This window comes from Microcoleus sp. Pol12A5 (assembly GCF_036701435.1).
Lineage (GTDB): Bacteria > Cyanobacteriota > Cyanobacteriia > Cyanobacteriales > Microcoleaceae > Microcoleus.
Genome location: NZ_JAUBQU010000040.1, coordinates 22858 through 43032 on the forward strand (window position 1 = coordinate 22858; position 20175 = coordinate 43032).

Annotated in this window: 16 protein-coding genes and 1 tRNA gene; 11 read left to right on the forward strand and 6 right to left on the reverse strand. The window is 45.4% G+C overall.

Features of this window, described 5'->3' with window-relative positions; genetic code table 11:
* Positions 1-322 precede the first annotated feature (322 nt).
* A complete protein-coding gene (locus QUA45_RS13315; protein ID WP_333221033.1) occupies positions 323-3910 on the reverse strand; it encodes a PAS domain S-box protein in 3588 nt (1195 codons plus the stop codon).
* Positions 3911-4666: 756 nt separating this feature from the next.
* Complete coding sequence (locus tag QUA45_RS13320) at positions 4667-5056, reverse strand: AbrB family transcriptional regulator (RefSeq protein WP_015179394.1); 390 nt, start codon at positions 5054-5056, stop codon at positions 4667-4669.
* A gap of 265 nt (positions 5057-5321) precedes the next feature.
* On the opposite strand from QUA45_RS13320, the gene QUA45_RS13325 reads away from it, so the two are divergent.
* From QUA45_RS13325 to pyrR, 4 genes are all read left to right on the forward strand, one after another.
* Positions 5322-5765 (forward strand): Rrf2 family transcriptional regulator, encoded by a 444-nt coding sequence (locus QUA45_RS13325; RefSeq protein WP_190656033.1) that lies wholly within the window; start codon positions 5322-5324, stop codon positions 5763-5765.
* A 37-nt stretch (positions 5766-5802) separates the two neighbouring features.
* The gene (locus QUA45_RS13330) at positions 5803-6204 is read left to right on the forward strand and encodes a GFA family protein (protein ID WP_333095400.1); all 402 of its coding nucleotides are present in this window, start codon (positions 5803-5805) and stop codon (positions 6202-6204) included.
* A gap of 108 nt (positions 6205-6312) precedes the next feature.
* Positions 6313-7392 (forward strand): adenosylcobinamide-phosphate synthase CbiB, encoded by a 1080-nt coding sequence (gene cbiB, locus QUA45_RS13335; protein WP_333221035.1) that lies wholly within the window; start codon positions 6313-6315, stop codon positions 7390-7392.
* A gap of 269 nt (positions 7393-7661) precedes the next feature.
* On the forward strand, positions 7662-8195 hold the full coding sequence (gene pyrR / locus QUA45_RS13340) for a bifunctional pyr operon transcriptional regulator/uracil phosphoribosyltransferase PyrR (RefSeq protein ID WP_333095395.1): 534 nt from the start codon (positions 7662-7664) through the stop codon (positions 8193-8195).
* A 350-nt stretch (positions 8196-8545) separates the two neighbouring features.
* Here the strand turns inward: pyrR and QUA45_RS13345 are convergent.
* Positions 8546-8618 (reverse strand) — tRNA-Ile (locus tag QUA45_RS13345).
* A 184-nt stretch (positions 8619-8802) separates the two neighbouring features.
* Between QUA45_RS13345 and QUA45_RS13350 the strand changes: the two genes are divergently transcribed.
* Together QUA45_RS13350 and QUA45_RS13355 are read left to right on the forward strand one after the other, a co-directional pair.
* Entirely contained in the window at positions 8803-9492 is a 690-nt protein-coding gene (locus QUA45_RS13350) for a hypothetical protein (RefSeq protein ID WP_333095393.1), read from the forward strand.
* Positions 9493-9560: 68 nt separating this feature from the next.
* Positions 9561-11039: a hemolysin family protein gene (locus tag QUA45_RS13355; RefSeq protein ID WP_333147066.1), complete on the forward strand. Its 1479-nt coding sequence runs from the start codon at positions 9561-9563 to the stop codon at positions 11037-11039.
* A gap of 140 nt (positions 11040-11179) precedes the next feature.
* Here QUA45_RS13355 and queC read toward each other — a convergent pair whose 3' ends face one another.
* Both queC and QUA45_RS13365 read right to left on the reverse strand, forming a co-directional pair.
* On the reverse strand, positions 11180-11854 hold the full coding sequence (gene queC, locus QUA45_RS13360; protein WP_333095391.1) for a 7-cyano-7-deazaguanine synthase QueC: 675 nt from the start codon (positions 11852-11854) through the stop codon (positions 11180-11182).
* A 312-nt stretch (positions 11855-12166) separates the two neighbouring features.
* Positions 12167-13501 (reverse strand): cytosine deaminase, encoded by a 1335-nt coding sequence (locus QUA45_RS13365; RefSeq protein WP_333095390.1) that lies wholly within the window; start codon positions 13499-13501, stop codon positions 12167-12169.
* 403 nt (positions 13502-13904) lie between these two features.
* Here QUA45_RS13365 and QUA45_RS13370 point away from each other — a divergent pair, with 403 nt between their 5' ends.
* From QUA45_RS13370 to QUA45_RS13380, 3 genes are all read left to right on the forward strand, one after another.
* Positions 13905-15152 (forward strand): GTP cyclohydrolase II, encoded by a 1248-nt coding sequence (locus tag QUA45_RS13370; protein ID WP_333095388.1) that lies wholly within the window; start codon positions 13905-13907, stop codon positions 15150-15152.
* 89 nt (positions 15153-15241) lie between these two features.
* Complete coding sequence (locus QUA45_RS13375; protein WP_333077304.1) at positions 15242-16324, forward strand: adenylate/guanylate cyclase domain-containing protein; 1083 nt, start codon at positions 15242-15244, stop codon at positions 16322-16324.
* Complete coding sequence (locus tag QUA45_RS13380) at positions 16321-17568, forward strand: URC4/urg3 family protein (RefSeq protein ID WP_333095386.1); 1248 nt, start codon at positions 16321-16323, stop codon at positions 17566-17568. The genes QUA45_RS13375 and QUA45_RS13380 overlap by 4 nt, the downstream gene beginning before the upstream one ends.
* 98 nt (positions 17569-17666) lie before the next feature.
* Here QUA45_RS13380 and QUA45_RS13385 read toward each other — a convergent pair whose 3' ends face one another.
* Entirely contained in the window at positions 17667-18239 is a 573-nt protein-coding gene (locus tag QUA45_RS13385) for a DUF4360 domain-containing protein (RefSeq protein WP_333221037.1), read from the reverse strand.
* Between the two features lie 599 nt (positions 18240-18838).
* On the opposite strand from QUA45_RS13385, the gene upp reads away from it, so the two are divergent.
* Together upp and QUA45_RS13395 are read left to right on the forward strand one after the other, a co-directional pair.
* Positions 18839-19474: a uracil phosphoribosyltransferase gene (gene upp / locus QUA45_RS13390; RefSeq protein WP_333095382.1), complete on the forward strand. Its 636-nt coding sequence runs from the start codon at positions 18839-18841 to the stop codon at positions 19472-19474.
* 319 nt (positions 19475-19793) lie between these two features.
* Positions 19794-19940: a hypothetical protein gene (locus tag QUA45_RS13395; protein WP_333095379.1), complete on the forward strand. Its 147-nt coding sequence runs from the start codon at positions 19794-19796 to the stop codon at positions 19938-19940.
* Positions 19941-20175: the final 235 nt, after the last annotated feature.

The window sequence follows — 20175 nt, forward strand, 5'->3', positions numbered from 1 at the left end:
CAATAGTTAAAGATTTTTAAGGTGCCAGTTGCGTCTAGGACTGACTAAATACTGACTAAATTATTAAGCTCCCATCAAGAATGATAATTATTATATAGTCTTTCTCAACTTTCGTGAGGTACGCGGGTGAGCAATTCCATATCTATTGCAAATACCCTGCAGATCTTGAAATTATCAGTGTTAATCTTTGTTCATCTGCCTTAATCTGCGGTTTGTCTATTAATCCAAAATTTAGGCACTCTTGTCTACTGATTACCTGACCATTCTCAACCGTACCGTACTGTTACTGAGAAAGGCTGTATCAGTTAATCTTCGGCACACTCTACCGCTCAATTTCATTAATCAAATCTATAATTTTTTGATAATCAAAATTATATAGATGATTCATCAGAACTTCCGCAAAAACATCATTATCGCTGCCGATTTCCTCAATAGTTCTGGCAATCAAGTCGAAGTCGGCCTCACGGACGGCCTGTTTTAGATTGCTCGTCCATTCTGGGGGAACTTTTGGCTTGGAGTCCAGCGTAGTAAATATTGCAGCACTATCAGATATTTTTTTTTGTACCATACTTGAACTTTGCGGTAAATCATTGACTTCAACATATTTATTGATGACTTCACCAGCACCCGCTGCGGTAACAACTTGAATGTCAAACGTGAAGACTGTCCCCTGTCCCAATTCGCTCTCTACAGTAATGTCGCCGCCCATTAATCTTATGAACTCGCGGCTGATGTTTAATCCTAAACCCGTACCTGTTTGAACTTTCTTTTCTGAGGAAGTTTGCACCAATAATTCAAATATACTTTCTAACTTTTCCGGGGAAATCCCAACTCCTGTATCGGCTATTTCAAAGCAAATAAAAACTATTTCTTGATGTTCCGCAGTATTTAAACAATCGTTTTTTGTAGGGCTAATTAGTCCTGATTCATTTTGCCATACTGTGATTGAAACAGAACCAAATTGGGTAAATTTAATTGCATTATCTAAGAGATTAATCAGCACTTGTCGCAACTTGACATCATCACTTTGCACGTATTGGGGAACATCGGGAGAGCAGTCAATAATTAATTGCAATCCTTTATTTGTCGCCGGAATCTGAAACATATTTTGCACGTCCTCCAGCAAGCGGTACAAGTCAAAAAGTTTGGCGTTGAGTTTCATGCGCCCCGCTTCAATTTTAGATAAGTCTAAGACTTGATTGATCACTTGAAGCAGGTGCTCTCCGCTGCGGCGAATAATTTTGATATTTTCTTTTTCCGGCAAAGTTAAATTAGCGCTTGGTTCCATTAATTGAGCGAAGCCGAGAATGGCGTTGAGGGGGGTTCGCAATTCGTGGCTCATGTTGGCGAGAAAAAGGCTTTTAGTTTTGTTGGCAGCTTCTGCGGCTTCTTTGGCTTGTTGGAGTTCTTGTTCTGCTTGTTTGCGATCGCTCGTATCAATGATTATGCCGTGCCAGACAATATCTCCATTTTCGCGCAATTCTGGTCGAGAATAACCTTGCAGCCATTTGAGTTTTCCCGATGCCGTCACAATCCGCCACTCGTGGGAAAATGGTTCTAGATCGGTGGCACTTTTGACAAGTGCCTCTAAGTAACTGGAGCGATCGTCCGGGTGCATTTGTTCGTAGAGTAAAGCAGAGTTGTTCTGGATTTCCTCTGGCTCTAATTCTTGAATTTCTCGGCACAGAGGGCTGATATATTCCATCTTGACTGAGCCGTCGGGATGCTGCACGAATATGTAAAGCTCTCCGGGAACAGTGTTGGCTAATTTGTGAAACAGAGCTTCGCTTTTTTGCAAGGCTAATTGTGCTTGTTTGCGATCGCCAATATCAATCCCAAATCCAAACAAGAAATCCAGGCTGCCACCTTCGTCGAGTACCGGTGTGCCGTACCACTCGACTAACAAAGTTCGATCGTCCGAAGTGAGAATGCGATGTTCGTTAACCGTTTGCTCCCGCGCTGTTACGCCCGTAAAAATCGAATGTAATCCGGCTCGATCGCTTGGGGGTACAAATGTAGCTAAGTAATCTTTACCTGCAACTTCTGTGGCAGTATAGCCCACAGCTTCCAGCATACTGTTATTCGCCAGCAGGATTTTACCCTCAGAGTCGATCGCCACAAAAAAAATCGGAGAATTTTCGATAATCTTTAAGTTAAAGTCCCGCTCTTGACGGATAATTTTTTCAGCTTGCTTGCGCTCCTCAATTTCGAGCTGCAAGCGGGCATTGATCGAGGCTAGCTCGATCGTGCGATAGACTACTTCAATCTCGAGGGTACGGTTGTAGTCAGCCAATATTTGCTCTGCGTGTTTGCGAGCCGTAATATCTTTAAAAACAGTAAGAACATAAAGGATATTCCCCGCACCGTCAAACACCGGCAGCGCTCGCACTTCCAAACGAATATTTTTCCCGTCTCGGCGAATTTCCATATCTTCAGCAATCACCTCGAAGCCACTCAACGCCCGCACAAACGGCATTTGCTCGGCCGGGTAGAGTTGATTAGTGCCTGCTATATAAATTTGATAAGCTTGTGGTAGCTCTTGTGCGGTAGCATCGGGCATTTCTCCCCTACCCAATATTTGCTCTCCCGCCGAATTGATGAAAATAACTGCGCCACGCGGATTGATCGCCGACACTCCAAGAGGCAAATTTTCTACCAGCTTGGCAAATTTTTCTTCACTTTCTGCCAAAGCTTGAAAAGACTGTTTCAGTTGAGCTGCCATCTCGTTAAAAGACTCGGCTAATTCGCCGACTTCCTCCAGCCTACTGACGCTAACAGCGCGATCGAACTTTCTGGCGGCAATATCTTTAGCTGCTTCGTTGAGCCGCAGCAGTGGCAGTGTTACCCACCTAGCTGTCAGCACTCCAGCAATTGTCGATAGCAGTAGCGCCACCAAACAAAGTAAAATTGTAGTGCGGGTATTTTTGTTAATTTGCCCCATGAAATCGGATTCGGGAACTGCGATCGCAATCAGCCAGTTCAAACCGTAAACATCAGAAAACGGCAGCACTTCCACAAAATATTCCTGCCCGTCTCGACTAAATTTGAGTTGCTGCGGCTGCTTAATGTCGTCCAAGTCCCCAAAGTGTTGGTACAAATATTTAGCTGCGGTGCGAATGACAGGAGTTTGGCTGTCTAAAACATTCAGCCGCTGCATTTGCTGCTTTCTTGGCATCTTTCTAAAGGGTGATTCTTGACTAGAACTGGCAACCAGCAAGCCCGATCGTTCGATCGCGAAAATTTGTCCGGTTTTGCTAAACTTGATGCGATGGAGATATTGCTGAAGTTCCAAGAGCGAAAAGTGTACTGCACTAACTCCCAGCAATTTACCCTTTCGATCGCGAATCGGTTGGCTGGCAGCAATAAAAACATTCCCAGGAGTAAAACCTTGATAAATGCTCGTCCAAATCGGCTTGTTAGCTGCGACAGCTTCTTTGTACCAGGGCCGGAGGCGGGCATCGTAGACTCCGGGTTCTACCTTTAATTTAGCGGTGCGAGTTCCTAGGGCATCTGTAGCGTAGTATATGTTCTGAGACTTGCTAGACTTGTTCGCCACGACAATTTGCAAGCTGTTATCCGTGGGGTTGCGCCAAATGCCGAGATATTCTCCTGATTTTTCAGCACCGAAGGATATCCATTGAATGCTTTTAAACGATCGCATTTGCAGCCACAGGAACTTCTCTCCCCGAGGCTGCGGCTTTTCTAACTGTAAATTTAATTCACCGCGCTCGATGGCTTCAGCGTTAAGTTGATTTACCCACTGGGTATGTTCAAAAAAAGAAATCAGCTTTTCTTCAACTCTCTTTCCCGTCTCCGCGATCAAGTTCTGGGCGAGCTCTTCGACTGCTTTGTCTCCGTTGCGAAATGACAGATACCCGACAATCCCGACTGCTGCGACGATTTGCAGCACAAAAGAGGCCACTAGAAGGTGACGCAGGGAGATTTTTGTTTGGTGTTGAGAAGTTTTACTGGCGAATCGGGGCAACGGCATAGGCTGATGACTAATTGCTCCCTAACACTTTAACTGTTCCAGCCTGTAATTTCACTTACGGGCGATCGAGGTGTTTCCTGGACCTCAAAACCCCTCCCACACAGACACAAATCAGGAGCAAGCACGAGACTTATACAATTTTAGATTTTAGATTTTAAATTTTAGGTCAAATAATTGGGAATTAATGATTAAGCTCGTGCTTTCGAGCTTGGCTACAGTTGCATTCTTTTTTTTCAACTGGTATGACGCACTGTTAGCTGAGAATACCTCAGCCATTTTCTTGCTTTGGTGGATTTCCTAGCTCAACCAAACCTAATTCTTCCTTCAAACCTCTTCAGTTAATCAATTACATCCGTTAAATCCCGTACACAATTGGCGACAGAACATCCATCAATTACATCCGTTAAACCCCGTACACAATTGGTGGCAGAACTTCTCTTTAACAGGTACGCGGAAAATCCCCCGCTTGTCCACACGGATATAGCGAGGGGCGAGAATAGGTATTCTCGGAAAATATAAAGTAGTGGCAGTGGCTTTTGTCCAGCCATTGCCATCTATAGAAGCCATACTGTTTTAGGCTCACAGAAAGATTTCCGAGCCAATTCTCTGCTTGCAGTCAATGCTTGAAGCCAAACCAACCAGTTCAAGCAAGAAGTCAAAGCAAGTCGTAAAAGCCTAGGATTCTTCTTCTTCTCTATCGATTTGGCGCAGGTGAATGTGCTTGCGTCCCAGAGAGATTTCAAATTCATCTCCCGGCTGGAGTTCCATTTGTTTGGTGTAGGCGGCTCCAATCAGTAAGTTGCCGTTAGATTGAACGCTAATCCGATAGCTGGCAGAGCGTCCGCCGCGTCCATTGCCGTTTTGCTTCCCGTCTAGCTGAATGCCTTCTGCATCAATCAGCGCATTCAGGAATTTCATCATGTTGACCCGTTCTACGCCGTTCTTAGTAACGGTGTAGTAGCCACAGGCTCTAGCTTTTTCTTCCTTGGTAAGGTTCTCTAGGTCTTTGACCTTTTTGATCAGATCTTCGCCTTCAAGGGGTTCGATATTTTTCTTTTTAGCCATTTACTGAGTCCTGAAATATTCAACTGGTGTACGGATTTTTTCTCGGTTGGTTTTTGGTTTGACCAAGAAACTTTAGCTTTATAGCTGGTCGTAAAACCATATTACACCGATCGGCTCAATTGTTAACCACTATTATCTAAATATTTTTAACAACCTGTAGTCTTTCTTGAGGAGTAGCTGCAGCCGGTGCGAGCAATCTCTAAACTCGGTAGCGTAAGCTATCAGCTATCAGCTAGCTGAATATTTGCCCCGCTCTTAAAATCCCATGAAGTTAACCACACGCGGACACTACAGTGTCAAAGCATTACTGGATCTAAGTTTGCAACCTCGCTTTGGCCCGACATCGGTGAAATCGATAGCGAAGCGACAGGAGTTACCCGCTCCGTATCTAGAAAAATTGCTGATTGAAATGCGACGAGCCGGTTTAGTCCAATCTGTTCGGGGTGCCCAAGGAGGATATCAATTAGCCCGCCAGCCAGCTCAAATCTCTTTAGGACAAATCTTAGAGGCTGTAGGTGAAACTATTGAACCTTTACCTCGACATTTTCCAGATGCGACGCAAGCAGAGGACTGGGTAACATTCAGTTTGTGGAACCGATTGCACAAAAAACTTGCCGAAGCGCTGTACAGTATTTCCCTCGAAGACTTATACTATGATGTCCGCAGTTGGCAAGCGGCTCTTGGGGAAGAAACTAGCTTTATCATTTAAATGGTAAGTTCATTCATTCGATCGCCAGCAATCACACATGGACGCAACACTTGTTACTTACTTTGGCGGCTGTCACTGCGGAGCTGTCCGCTTCCGTGTCGCCGTTGACAAACACGAAGCATCAGATTGCAACTGCTCTATCTGCAAAAAGAAGGGATTTTTGCACCTCATTGTGCCGCCGGAACGTTTTACCTTGCTCAGTGGCCAAGATGTTTTGACCACCTATACATTTAATACAGGAACTGCTCAACATACTTTCTGCCGAATTTGCGGCATTCACTCGTTCTATCGCCCCCGATCGCATCCCGATCAATTCGATGTCAACGTCCGCTGTCTTGACGGCGATGCCATCAAACACTTTGAGATTCTACCCTTTGACGGTGTTAATTGGGAGGAGAACGTACACTTGCTCCGCGACGAAAGTAATCTCAGCAGTTAAAATTGCTGCTAAAAAATTAAAGTGTCCAAAGGTAGCAGCACTTAAAACCTGCGCTACCCTGACGCTCGCTCCTGGCCGGATGGACTATCAAGTTTGACAAAATATATAATGATGCCGCATGAATTTCCTGTTTTGATTTTAGCTGCGGTGTTGGATTATTCGATCGGCGATCCTTGGGGTTGGCCGCATCCCGTGCAGGCGATGGGTTGGGCGATCGACCGCTATACTCGACTTGTCTTTAATATATGGAATAATCCCGCAGGCAAAATGCCTCCTGCTGGCGATCGTCCCGCTGGCGAGCAGCACAAACTGCTGCTACGATGTGCTGGTACAATACTAGCGATCGGGCTGATTGTAGGCAGTTATACTGTCAGTTGGTCGATCGTCCAAGCTGCTAGTTGGGTGCATCCTCTTTTAGGTATTGCCATACAGACGATTTTGCTGGCAAGCTGTTTTGCAGGTCGCAGTTTGAGGGCGGCTGCAGAGGACGTGCTAGCACCTTTAAATGTTGGAGATTTAGTCAAGGCGCGAGAAAGGTTGAGCCTTTACGTCGGCAGGGATACCGAAAACTTATCCGAGTCAGAAATTCTGCGAGCATTGTTAGAAACTGTAACAGAGAATGCAGTCGATGGCGTGACAGCACCGCTATTTTATGCCTTACTTGGGTTCGCTCTGCCGCATCTATTATTAAGTGTTACCGGTTCGCCGATCGATCCTAACTCGATGTGTGCGAGTGCTATAGTCCCCTTGGCGATCGCTTACAAAGCAGCCAGCACATTAGATTCTACGATCGGCTACAAAGAAGCGCCATACACAGATTTAGGATGGTTTAGCGCCAAACTAGAAGACGTGCTGACGTGGATTCCTTGCCGGCTAACAGTGATTACTTTAGCCGTTATATCTGGCAAACCGATTTACATTTGGCAAATTTGTCAGAGAGATGCTGTTAAAGATGCCAGTCCCAATTCCGGTTGGAGCGAGTGCGTTTACGCCGCCATCTTGGGAGTGCAACTAGGAGGTACTAATTCCTATCGCGGAGTTATCAAACACAAACCGTTATTAGGCGAGCCGGTATACCCTATCACAGCGCCGCTAATTTGCCAAGCATTGCAATTAACTCGGTATTGCTTTCTGATTTGGTTGGGACTATCATTGCTTTTTTATACCTTATTAGGTTTGAGCCGCTAACTGATGACCTCAGCCGAACAGTCCAGGAGGCATAAATAACTTATTTCTGTGATTGTTAGTCCTCGCCTAAGCAATCGCAGCATCTGCTTTTCATCCGTTCGGGGTAAGTCCTGCAGAAGACAGAGATCCGCCACCGACAGCACCAAAAAAAGTTTTGACTTGAGTTCAAACCCCCAGATTCATCTGTCAAGTCAATAATCTCAAATCTCAAATCTCAAATCTCAAATTGTTCGATATGCCAACAGCCAACAATTAGCTCGCAGCAACCCATGACTAAAATTATCCAAATTTTATCCCCTGATGAAGTGAGGCGCACTCTCACCCGCGTCGCTTCCCAGATTGTCGAAAAATCAGGGAATCCCTCGGAGTTAGTGTTGTTGGGGATTCATAGTAGAGGAGTGCCTTTAGCTCAAATTTTGGCAGATCAAATTGAAGTTCTCGAACAAGTCAAAGTACCCGTGGGCGCTTTAGATATTACCTTTTACCGAGATGACTTGGATCGAGTTGCGATGCGGACACCGGCTAAAACAGAAATTCCTTTCGATTTGACGGGCAAAACTGTGGTGTTGGTAGATGACGTTATATATAAAGGCAGAACGAGTCGAGCGGCTTTGAATGCGGTCAACGATTACGGGCGGCCGGAGAAAATTTGGTTAGCGGTATTAGTCGATCGCGGCCACCGAGAAGTCCCGATTCAGCCGGATTTTACGGGTAAAAAGTTGCCGACTGCAAAGGAAGAACAAGTTAAGGTTTACGTTCAAGATCTCGACGGGCGCGACGGAGTAGAGTTAATTAAGAGTTGATAAGTAGAAGGAAGAAGGAAGAAGACTTACACAGCAAGCTTGAGCGCGATCCGTATTTTTCGTTTAATTAGGTGGATCTACCGATCGTTTCCGTTGGCATTGGAATCATAATTTTCTGAGGTCGCAAGTGCGATGGACGCGCGCGGAGCCAAGATATCTCTGCAAGGAGTCGATCGATCAAATGTCTAGTTTGCCGCGCTCGCACTTGCGACCTCAGAAACCGGGTTTCTACGTATATTTATCGTTACTCAACGTAAAAATTAGTAGAAACCCGGTTTCTTGCCTCCCATGCGTCGAGGGAATAAACCCGGTTTTGGGTTCACGGGGGGAGCGTCGTGATTGATTTTAAATCGGCAGTGCAGGAGTTGAACCTGCCTGGGGCGAATTATGAGTTCGCTGCCTAAACCGCTCGGCCAACTGCCGTTAAATCGATTTCTTCGATCTAACTGAAAATGAAGTATAACATAATTTCCCAGTCCGTGCTAGAACTAGAGAACAAAAATCAAAATCTTTAGACCTGCTGAGTCCCGATCGCCTGTTAGCCAATGTGCTGGAGCCGATCGACCGGACAAAGCAGTTTCTAGGGCTCGGCATAAACTTATAGGCAATGGCAGTGAATTCGACGGTAGTGCTGACTCTAATTCTGCTCGCTCTAATGTTTGGAGCAGGCGTGACGAGTTCTGTTTGGGGATTTACTATAGGTCGCGAAGCCTTGCAAGGAACGACTCAACCCGATGTTCGTCCCAGCAACAATGCGGGCAGCGGCAAGCCTGGAACGACGGCTAGCAAAGACCAAGTGAGCATTTTGAAAGAAAAAGACATTCTCACAACCGTCAAAGCACGGATAGAAGGTCGCGATCCCGAAAAAACGGCCGGGGCAAATACTAAAACAGAGAAGGCAAGCTCTAAACCAGCCGCAGCCAAAAAACCCGCTGCACAAAATGCTAGCGCCAAGTTTCCTCTGAACAGTCGCGACGGGGGAATAACCCTGGAAGTGAGCGCGGCCAGTCAGCGCAACAATTCCATGCTGCTAGACGTGAGCATGAAAAATGAAGGCTCGCAAGCTGTGAGGTTTCTCTACAGTTTCTTGAACGTCACTGACGATCGCGGCCGGGCCCTGAGCGCGACTGCCGAGGATTTACCGTCGGAACTCCCCCCCAACGGGCAGGTGTTTTACGGTACGGTGAGTATTCCCACAGCTTTGCTGGAAAATGCTAAAGAAGTTTCGCTGACGCTGACAGATTATCCAGGTCAAAAACTTCAGTTGCAAATATCTGGCATTCCAGTGGCGAAGTAAAATAAAAGAAGACCAAACCTGTAGAGGGATTCTCAGGTTTGATCGAGAAAGTTTTTTTAGGGAGCATTGTGTCACTTTTAGGGGCGAGAGTGCAGGAGATATCTGATTTACCCGCGATGAGTTCGACAGAGGTGCTGTCGCGGTTGCTGTCAGTGCTGTTGCTGATTGCGATTAATGCTTTTTTTGTGGCGGCTGAGTTTTCGATGGTGACGGTACGCCGATCGCGCATCAATCAGTTAGTGGAAGCTGGCGACGTTGCAGCTTTAACTGTGCAATCTTTGCAGCAAAGTATTGAGCGATTGCTCTCGACAATGCAGTTGGGAATCACTCTTTCTAGTTTAGCTCTCGGCTGGATTGGGGAAAGTACGATCGCCGTGCTAGTCCGAATGTCTATCGGCTATTTGCCGCTGCCAATTTACATCAAGTCGGCGATCGCCCATTCTTTTAGCATCTCAATAGTAACTTTTTTGTTGCTAGCTTACCTGCAAATCGTACTGGGCGAACTCTTTCCCAAATCTGTAGCGTTACTGTATTCCGAACAGCTAGCCAGAACTTTAGGACCTCCGAGTTTATTGATTGCCCGTGTGTTCAAGCCCTTTGTGTCGTTTCTCAATCAATCTACTCGATCGCTCTTGCGGTTTGCGGGCATCGAATACGATCTAAGGCATCGCCCGGTTACTCCCGAAGAACTGCAATTAATTATAGCTACTTCCAGCGAATCGAGCGGCTTGGAAGCTGAAAAGCGAGAATTGCTCAACAACGTGTTTGAATTTGGCGAAGTTTGGGTAGAAGAAGTAATGGTGCCGAGGCCTAGCATTGTTGCACTTCCCAAGACAGCAACCTTTCAAACTTTGCTCGACGAAATGGCGATTTCTCACCATTCCCGCTATCCCGTGACGGGAGATTCTTTAGACGACATTATTGGGATTATTGGCTTCAAACAACTTGCAAAACCCCTAGCTGAAGGTTTGCTATCTCCCGACACGCCAATTTTACCTTGGATGGATTCGGTGAGGTTTGTGCCGGAGATGATGCTGCTGGGGGAACTGCTGCCTTTGATGCAGAGTTCGTCGGAAGAAATTGCGATCGTAGTTGATGAATTTGGCGGCATTTCCGGGTTAGTGACGCTGAGGGATTTGATTGCGGAAATTATCGGCCGCAGCTACGAGTCACCCGACAGTAAAGAAATTGCTTTGCAAGTATTGGACGATCGCACTTATTTAGTGCAAGCGCAGTTAAATGTAGATGATGTGAATCAAATATTGAATTTGGATTTGCCAGTAACTGACGAATATCAGACAATCGGAGGTTTTCTGAGCTATCAGTTGCAAAGAATGCCGGCTGTGGGGGAAGTTTGGCGCGGCGACAACGTAGAACTTACGGTTGTTTCTGTGTCCGGGCCGCGGTTGGATCAACTTCAAATTCACTTGTTGGAAGGGGCTGCGGGCGATCGAGCTTTGAGTGCAGTTGCAGCAGCGGATGAGGAAGTTGTGGGGCAAGGTCGAAAGAATAGCGGGTTGAGTAGTGTGGGAAAATTTTCTCATTAAGATTTTGATGAAAAGGGCTATCGAAATAGGGCAACTTTTTATACCAAATCTGAGTTAGCAACCCCGTTTATTCTTTAGTCTCTTAGAGAGAAACGAGAGTTGAGGGAGAAGCAATTTCAACCGCCGACTCGGAATACAGTTTAAGCATAAGCCACCGGATCTTTCAGCCCCAATTCCTCAAAAGCCGCCCGCCGCAGCCGACAAGAATCGCAAACGCCGCAGGCATTTTCCCCGCCTGCGTAGCAAGACCAAGTTTGCTCCCAAGGTACTCCTAATTTGTTGCCTAATTGAATAATTTCTGTTTTTTTAAGTTCGATCAAAGGTGTTACAATATTAATAGCATTTCCTTCTCGACCCTGCTTTGTTCCTAACCGAAATACTTCCTGCATGGCTTGGATGTAATCGAGGCGGCAGTCGGGATATCCAGAATAATCTAAAGCGTTGACACCGATGTAAATGCGCTCGGCTTCTAGAGTTTCTGCGTAGGCGAGGGCAAAGCTGAGAAAGATCGTGTTTCTAGCAGGAACGTAGGTAATTGGGATGTTTTGGGACATTTCTGCAAGATTGCGATCGATCGGCAATTCCATCTCATTATCCGTCAAAGCGGAACCGCCCCAAAGCGTCAGGTCAAAGTTTACTATCTGATGTGCCTTAACGCCTGCACCAAGTGCGATCGCCCTTGCTGATTCCAACTCCCGCCGATGCCTTTGCTTGTAGTCAAAGGAAATCGCGTAACACTCGCAGCCGTCGGCTTTGGCTTGATACAAAACTGTTGAGGAATCCAGCCCTCCCGACAATAAAATAACTGCTTTCACTTAAAACATCCTCAATAAAATTAGCTTTTATATTTATATCAAATTAGTCGCAAATTGACAATAATAATAGTTGTGTAGAACATCTAAATGTAGCTTAGGCACTGCACAGCTTACCTAAAAATTAACTGCTTCCTAGGCTCTGCCTGGGAACCGAGATTTAGAGGCTCTGCCTCGCATTACGGCCAGGAAAATTGGATGCAGAGCCTCCAGATATACGTTACCAGGCAGAGCCTAGTAACGAGTATAAAGAAAATTCATCTTTTGTGGAACAGACAAGATGCCTGTTCTTGAGATTGATGCAGGATGTCAGATTTAAGTTGCTAATAAATCATCGAGTTCGCGGTAATCGGGCAAAGTTGTATCAATTTTAATGCCCTGCCGCAAAACTGTGCGATCGCCCTGCGCTCTAGATAACAATTCGCTGAAATTCCGCGCCTTAAACAAAATCAAATCTGCAGGTAAACCCACTGCAACTCGTCCTAAATTCGGCAATCCTATTAAATCGGCTGGAGTCTTTGTAACTGCACAGGGCCAGTCTCCATAAGGCCTATCTAAATGAGCGATGCGGACTGCCATATTAAAAACTTCCAAAACATCATGGTCGCCAAATCCGTAAAACGGATCGCGACAATTGTCGCTAGCAACTGCAACGGGAATTCCTGCTGCTTTGAGTTCGTGCAGCAGTGTCACTCCCCGCCAGCGCGGTGTATGCTGAGATTCTCGGTCTTGCAAGTAAAGGTTGCACATCGGCAAGCTGACAATGCCGATATTTGCTTCCTTGACTAATTCCAGAGTTTCTGTTACTAAATCTGAGGGTTGTACGGCTAAACTACAGCAGTGTCCGCAGATAATTTGACCGGAAAATTCATGGCGGATGGCGGTTTTTGCGACTTCCCGCAATGTTACTGATTCTGGATCGTCGTTTTCGTCGGTGTGGAAGTCGAGGTTTAAATTTCGTTCTTTGGCTAAGGCAAAAACTCGATCGAGTTGTTTGTCTAAGTCGGGGTTCATATAGGCGACGCCGCCGAGAATGCCGCCAATTTGGGCAATGCGATCGGCTAATTTTTCGCCTGCGGGTGTCAGGTAATAGTCGAGGGAAACCAGGGAAGCTGCTTGTAAGATCAGCCGATCGCCCCATTCGGCTTGCAGCGCTTCAAATACTCCCAAACTAACGGTTCCCTGTTCGCCCGCGCTGTCGATGTGAGTCCGGATGGCCTTGGTTCCGCGGGCGTAGCTGCACTTTAGGCCAAATTCCATTCGCCGGTAAACATCCTCTGCATTCCAGTTTTTTTTGGCATCAGCGCACACTGCTTCGATCGCGCTGGCAAAAGTTCCATCGGGATTGGGCGATCGTTCCCAAATGTGGCCTTTGTCTAAATGGGTGTGCATATCCACAAAACAAGGCCAGATTAAGCCGCCCTGCAAATCTACAACTGAGATATCTCCAGAGGAGGATACAGGTTTTGTACCTACTGGCATAATTTGGGCGATCGTACCCGCTGCAATTTCGATATCCACCAAACAAAAATTGTTCTCACTCCCCGTTGTCGCCCCAGTAGAAGCTGAGGGCGCGAGCGATTTCATCTCTAGAAGAGACGCGGGTACGCGACCATTTTTGAGCAAATAATTAGATGTACTTGGCAACATTAATTTTGTGAGTTAGTATTTTGTTGATAATTACTGGCTACCAGTTGTAACTATAACAACCCTTGCAGGAATTGTGAACATCTCTCTTTTCCTCTTTCTCTATTTTCTAGATTCTCTACGCCCTCTGCAGTTAGTTAAACAAATATCATGCAGAAAGAAAATATAAATGCTAGAGAAACTTGGATTAAATAGGTAGCTTTGCTGTTGGTACTCCCGCCCTAATCACTGAAGCAATTATGCAAAATTTTTATATTTTCAGGACAGCGCGAAAATCAGCGTCACGAGTTTGGCTATGCCGGATACTTCCACAGCCTGAATCCTTTTGCTATCATAAATCACTGCTTCAAATTGCAATTTCACTTTCAATTAACAGCAGCATCCATAGCAATATCCCAAAAAAACTGTGTCAAAACCCAAGCATATAGTTTTAACATCTCATCCCGACAGATCTGGCACAAAATCTCATCCCATTTACTGGGGAGAAATCGATCCGCTGAAACGGGGGCCTGTGATTGGTAGCCTCACCAAATCGTCTCACCGGAATGCGATCGGCACTCATTCGGGTTCCTACTCTGTTTATCGCGCACTAGCAGTGGCTTCCGGGGCACTGCAAGCCGATCACCGCCCGGATTTTACCAACACCTCTCCGGCCGCACACATCGGGCCGCACCCGAGTTGGGGCGATCGCAATTTGATTGTTTCTCTCGATCCCTTTGGGGGTTTAGTCAGTGAAGTTTATACTTCATTTATCCAGCAGGGATACGATATTCGACCGACAATTGCGGTCACTAAAGCTCACATTAATATGCCGGAATTGCAAGATGCTATCGCTAAGGGGCGGGTGCAAATTGATGGCAAAATAGTCAAAGCAGGTGGCAATTTAGCAGTCACTAAAATTGCGATCGATCCGGTGTGGTATTTGCCGGGAATTGCGAGGCGGATTGGGGCCCAAGAAAGCGTTCTCCGCCGTGTCCTGTTCGAGCAAACAGGCGGAATGTTCTCAGACTTAGTGACGCGGCCGGACTTACACGTTTTCTTACCACCAATTGGCGGAACTACGGTTTATATTATTGGCGATGTCGCGAATATTTCTGACCCGGATAAGCAGTTGGCGGTACGGGTACACGATGAATGCAACGGTTCTGATGTCTTCAGTTCCGATATCTGCACTTGTCGCCCTTATTTGGTACACGGGATGGAAATTTGCATCCAAACGGCACAATCAGGCGGTTCTGGGGTAATAGTTTACTTCCGCAAGGAAGGGAGAGCTTTGGGGGAAGTGACTAAGTTTTTGGTGTACAATGCCAGAAAACGGCAGGAAGGCGGCGATCGCGCTGATGCCTATTTTACGCGCACTGAATGTGTTGCGGGAGTTCAAGATATGCGGTTTCAAGAACTAATGCCAGACGTGCTGCACTGGTTGGGGATCTCTCGAATTGACAGTTTAGTTTCTATGAGCGATATGAAATACAATGCGATTATCAATTCTGGCATTCAGGTGGTCGATCGCATCCCCATTCCAGAAGATTGGATTCCCGCAGACGCACAAGTCGAAATCGTCGCCAAAAAAGCCGCCGGCTACTACACGCCAGACCCGGTGCCAGATGCTACAATTCTTGCAGAAGCGATCGGACGCGATTTAGGAGATTAAGAGGGCAAAGACGCGACCGATGGGACGCGAACAATCGCGTCTTTGCTAAACAAAATTTATTGCTGGTTTTTGATCAGTCAGGGTAGGTTATGGCTAATTTGCGTTCTAGTGTGATCGTAAAAACAGATATTTGCGGATATACCGTCAGAGTCAAAAAATTATCTCAGTCGGACTTAAGTAGTTTGTTAAACGAGCATAAAACTTTTGTTTCAGATATTAGCGCCAGAAATGAAGGCAGCGTGATTAAAGGGGAAGGTGATTCATTTTGGATAATTTTTCCCAGCGTCACAGCAGCGGCGGTAGCAGCCATAGAAATGCAGCAAGAATTGAGAGCGCAACAATCTAGCAAGGCGAACGACGAACGATTGGCTATTCGCGTGTCGATTACATTAGGAGATGTCTTGCATCAAGATAAAGATATCTTTGGCGATACTGTGAATTTAACAGCGCGTATAGAATCAGTAACTCCGCCCGATGAAATATATTTGTCCCAAGCAGCATGGCTGGCGCTCAACAAAGCAGAAGTGCAAACGTCTTTTGTCAACGAGTTTTCTTTGAAAGGGATGAGCGAACCTGAAAAAGTGTACAAAGTTGACCAAAGTTATAAAACGCGAATTATCAAGAATCAAGCAATAATTAAAGCAGATCTGAGAGGTTTTATTGCTTATCAAGAATCTAATTCTATCAAAGATGTTGAATATTTGCTCACCAACTTTGATACTTTTGAAAAAACAATTTGCGAAGAATACGGAGGCACAATTCGGAGTATTGTTGGTGATTCGCATTTGTTGACTTTCCCGGAAGCTCACTCAGCCTTAGCGGCAATGGAAAGTCTGTGTGAGAATTGGAAACTTTTTATTAACGCCAATCAAATACCTTGTGGCTTGTCGGTGGGAGTTGCGAAGGGCAATCTATATATATTTAGGTCTTGCACTTACGGAAAAGATATTCACATAGCCGACAGGCTGGAAGATTTAAGTAAAATAGTATCTCCGGGAAAAGAAAAAAACTCAGTGATAGTTTCCGATCACATAAAACGCGAAGTCAGCGGGTCGAAGTGGGAATATAAGCTGATCAAAATCGATAAAAATGCGATTTTAGATAATCTTTTAGATTACAGTCAGTTTGACTTTTTTCGAGAAAACGATGTTTACCGCTGTTTGGTGGTATGAAGTTGCAAAATATTGAACTTGAGACTGTAGAATATCTGAGAACGCCGGCTGCTATTCGCCAAAAGTGCGATCGGCTTTTTGATTTAGCCTGCCTGGACAAACTTCGCTACTTCCGCGTAGATTTATCCCAACTCGACAAAGCAGCAAATTATGTAATTGACACAACGCGCCAAAATTATCCCGATTTTAACATTCCCTTTCACAGTCGCTGGCGACATTTTGAGGCCGGCAACTTGTCGCGACTCGCCGAATTGGATGCAGCTTTAGCAGAATTTGCACCAGTTGAAAAAGCTAAGATCAAATTTGATTTAGCAATTATCAGCGTTTTGCTTGATGCCGGTGCTGGTGCAGATTGGCAGTATTGCGAACCAGAAACCGGGCAGGTTTACCGCCGTTCTGAAGGGTTAGCAATAGCCAGCTTGCGGATGTTTTGTCAAGGTGTTTTTTCCAGCAATCCCGCTTTTCCTTGGCAAGCTAATTATCGCGGACTTTCTCAATTAAAACTAGAAACCTTAGCTGCGGGATTTCAGGTAAGTAGAGACAATCCGCTAGTTGGTTTAACAGGCAGATTAGAATTATTGCAGCGTTTGGGAAATGCGATTTGCCAGCATCCATTATTATTTGGCACCGAAAACCCGCGTCCAGGCAATTTAGCAAAATACTTGCTCGACAGTCAGGTTTCTGGAGTCAACACTGTGAATGCTGCGATCGTATTGAGCGCTGTTTTGACAGGTTTTGGGGAAATTTGGCCGGGAAGATATGCAATTGGTGGCGTTAATTTAGGCGATGTTTGGCGGCATCCGGCTTTAACAGGAGAAAATCTGGGAGATGAATTCGTGCCGTTTCACAAACTCTCGCAGTGGTTGGCTTATTCGCTGTTGGAACCGCTGCAAGAACTTGGTTTAGAAGTCGCCGGATTGGATGAGTTAACGGGATTGCCGGAGTACCGCAACGGCGGTTTGTGTTTGGATATCGGGCTGCTGCAGGCAAAAGATTCGGCTATTTTTGAGCAGAGTTACTTGCCAGGTTCGGAAGTTATAGTAGAATGGCGATCGCTCACTGTCAATCTTTTAGATAAAATTGCTGCAGCTATTCGAGAAAAGCTGCATTTGAGTGCGGAACAATTGCCGCTGGTGAAGATTTTGCAAGGAGGAACTTGGGCGGCGGGGCGGAAGATTGCCGCCGAATTGAGGGCTGGTGGACTGCCCCCAATTCAGATTCAAAGTGACGGCACTGTGTTTTAGAAGCAAGAAGGAAGAGAGAAAATTATCCCCTCTTCCAACTTAAAATTCAAAATTCAAACCTGAAAACTATACCTCACACTACACTCCCAACAAGCTGCTTAGCGACAAGTGCGATATTTGACGTGATAAACTAAACCGCGATGAGCCAAATCGAAGGAGTCAACGGTGGCCATGCCGGCACCGCGGGCTGTCATTGCAGCATTTACTCTCATATTTACACTGTCACCACAGCGAGACCAAACATTCGCTACAGTGGCTAAGCTATCTCGAACATTGTAGTTAGTTTCACCGCTGAGATTCCGATTAAAAATGGGGCCGCGGGTTCCAGCGAAAAAGTATTCTGCTCGTAGGTTGCCTGTGGTTTTGGGTGCAACGTAGCCGCGATAATCGGCATCGTAGATAGAAATTTGGTAGCCTTGGGGTACTTTGATAGGAATGCTCAGATTGCAGCTTTTTCTGCTTTCTGTTGAGACATTTCCCAGGGCTGCAAACTTATCAAATAGGATGGTGAGTTCTTGACCGTCGGGGCTGACGCTGACGCTGGCGGAGCGATCTGGGCAACCGCTACCGCCGTAGCTTGCACCTAAAATTTGAACTGCCGGATTAGCCAAGGCGGGGCTGATAGAAGCAGTCATTAATGCCGTAGCTAGCAATAGTTTTACAAACTTCATGGATGTTCTCCTTAATAGTTCACTTGTGTGTTAGGAGCACCCTAAAAAATTGGAACTGAATTTAGGTAAGGTTTTTTACACTTGGATATGGTCACTTTCATGTGGAAAGATGAAAAGCCAGTTAAGCCAAGCTTATGACCTCATGTGCTGTTCCTATTCAGGTTTTTTCGATTAGTGAATTAATCGAAAAAAATATTTTCTGCTGATACTTCTTAAGATTCGTATCTGTTGATGAAAGTTCCGGAAGATTCCAGTGCTTGAATCCGGATATTTTTTAGTGGGCTTGGACGAAGTGCCAGACAGCTAGACCGGTCGGGAGGCTTTTGGAGCGGGATATGCGTTCTCATGAAGAGCGCGGGAAGAACAGGAAGCGAGAAAATTAATTTATTGTGATTTTTAAACCTCGCATTATTTAGTGTCGCGGTGTGCAGATGAAAGGCAAGTCTAGGAGCAAAATTTATTGGCGCAGTATTCGTGTTTGCAATACGGGTTTGATATAAGTAGTCCCGAAGGAAGGGGCTACAGAAACCTATTTTTTTGCGTCAAGAAAGCGTTGATGGCTGATAAGTTAGAATAAAGCAAATTAATTATTCAAAAAAATGAGTGCTAAAGTTACTGTCATTGACCATCCTTTGATACAGCACAAGTTAACTCTCATGCGGCAAACTAAAACGAGTACGGCGAAATTTCGCCAATTGCTGAAAGAGATTGGGATGCTGCTAGCCTATGAAGTGACGCGAGATTTGCCACTAAAATACGAACTAATAGAAACGCCGATCGCCAAAATGAATGCACCGGTGCTGGCTGCAGAAAAGAAAATTGTTATTATTTCGATTATGCGCGCAGGTCAAGGACTGTTGGATAGTATTTTAGAGCTGATTCCCTCTGCGAGAGTAGGACATATTGGTTTGTACCGCGATCCGACAACTCGGATGGCGATCGAATATTATTTCAAAGTTCCCCAGGATATCGAACAGCGAGATGTTTTAATTGTCGATCCGATGTTGGCTACTGGTAATTCAGCAGTCGCGGCAGTGGATAGGCTTAAAGAAGTTAATCCGAAGTCTATTAAATTTTTGTGCTTGCTGGCGGCACCGGAGGGACTTAAGCACTTTCACGAACAACACCCTGACGTGCAGATTTATACGGCTGCAGTTGATGAGTGTTTGGACGAACACGGCTATATTGTACCCGGACTGGGAGATGCAGGCGATCGGCTTTACGGCACTATGTGAATTTAACAAAATGATTTTGGGCTGTATATGTCAATACATTCATTTAAAAATAAGTTTACTAACATAACTATTGGTTTGATAGTGCCAAACAATGTAAATTGTAAGATTTTAATATCAGCCAAAGCCTATATACAGCAATGGTTGTAGAATTTTCTTACATTATATTCGTAAATTGCATTGTCTCAATGTATTTACTGCATTTTATGGTTAAAATCTCTGCCTTTAGTGTAATTAATCGCAGGAATTAATTCATAAAATAGATGTAAGACGTTAACCGTTTGCGATCGACTACTAACAATTTTTGTACGAGGAAAAAACAATGGAGACTACAGCACAGAAGGAAGCCCCCGATCAGCCTGTTGAGGAAGTGAAAATTAACAATATCAACAGTTTGGAGTTTGAGCTTTGGGCTAAAGCAGTCAAACGCCAGATGATTGCAGCACTCTCTAAAAAGGGCGCGATTTGAGAGTTATGGATTTTTTGTGTGCAACTTGTGTTAATTAGATTAACAAAATTTTTGTCTGCATTGTTGTTCAAGAGCGATAAGGGGCAAGGGGAAGAGTTTTGAGATTGGGCTTCTCGATGAGTTGCGAGAGGGGGAGAAGAAAGCATTTTCCTTTTTCCTAGTTTTGGACGCATGGGTGCCAGGAAACCGGGTTTTTTTACGAAAATACTTCTGTTGCAATCGGCAGAAATGGTAA

Coding starts and splice junctions, on each gene's coding strand:
- QUA45_RS13330 (WP_333095400.1), top strand. CDS start 5,803: ATGGACGCAACACTTGTTACTTACTTTGGCGGCTGTCACTGCGGAGCT.
- QUA45_RS13325 (WP_190656033.1), top strand. CDS start 5,322: ATGAAGTTAACCACACGCGGACACTACAGTGTCAAAGCATTACTGGAT.
- QUA45_RS13375 (WP_333077304.1), top strand. CDS start 15,242: ATGGCTAATTTGCGTTCTAGTGTGATCGTAAAAACAGATATTTGCGGA.
- QUA45_RS13365 (WP_333095390.1), bottom strand. CDS start 13,501: ATGTTGCCAAGTACATCTAATTATTTGCTCAAAAATGGTCGCGTACCC.
- QUA45_RS13395 (WP_333095379.1), top strand. CDS start 19,794: ATGGAGACTACAGCACAGAAGGAAGCCCCCGATCAGCCTGTTGAGGAA.
- QUA45_RS13385 (WP_333221037.1), bottom strand. CDS start 18,239: ATGAAGTTTGTAAAACTATTGCTAGCTACGGCATTAATGACTGCTTCT.
- QUA45_RS13380 (WP_333095386.1), top strand. CDS start 16,321: ATGAAGTTGCAAAATATTGAACTTGAGACTGTAGAATATCTGAGAACG.
- QUA45_RS13350 (WP_333095393.1), top strand. CDS start 8,803: ATGGCAGTGAATTCGACGGTAGTGCTGACTCTAATTCTGCTCGCTCTA.
- cbiB (WP_333221035.1), top strand. CDS start 6,313: ATGATGCCGCATGAATTTCCTGTTTTGATTTTAGCTGCGGTGTTGGAT.
- pyrR (WP_333095395.1), top strand. CDS start 7,662: ATGACTAAAATTATCCAAATTTTATCCCCTGATGAAGTGAGGCGCACT.
- QUA45_RS13320 (WP_015179394.1), bottom strand. CDS start 5,056: ATGGCTAAAAAGAAAAATATCGAACCCCTTGAAGGCGAAGATCTGATC.
- upp (WP_333095382.1), top strand. CDS start 18,839: ATGAGTGCTAAAGTTACTGTCATTGACCATCCTTTGATACAGCACAAG.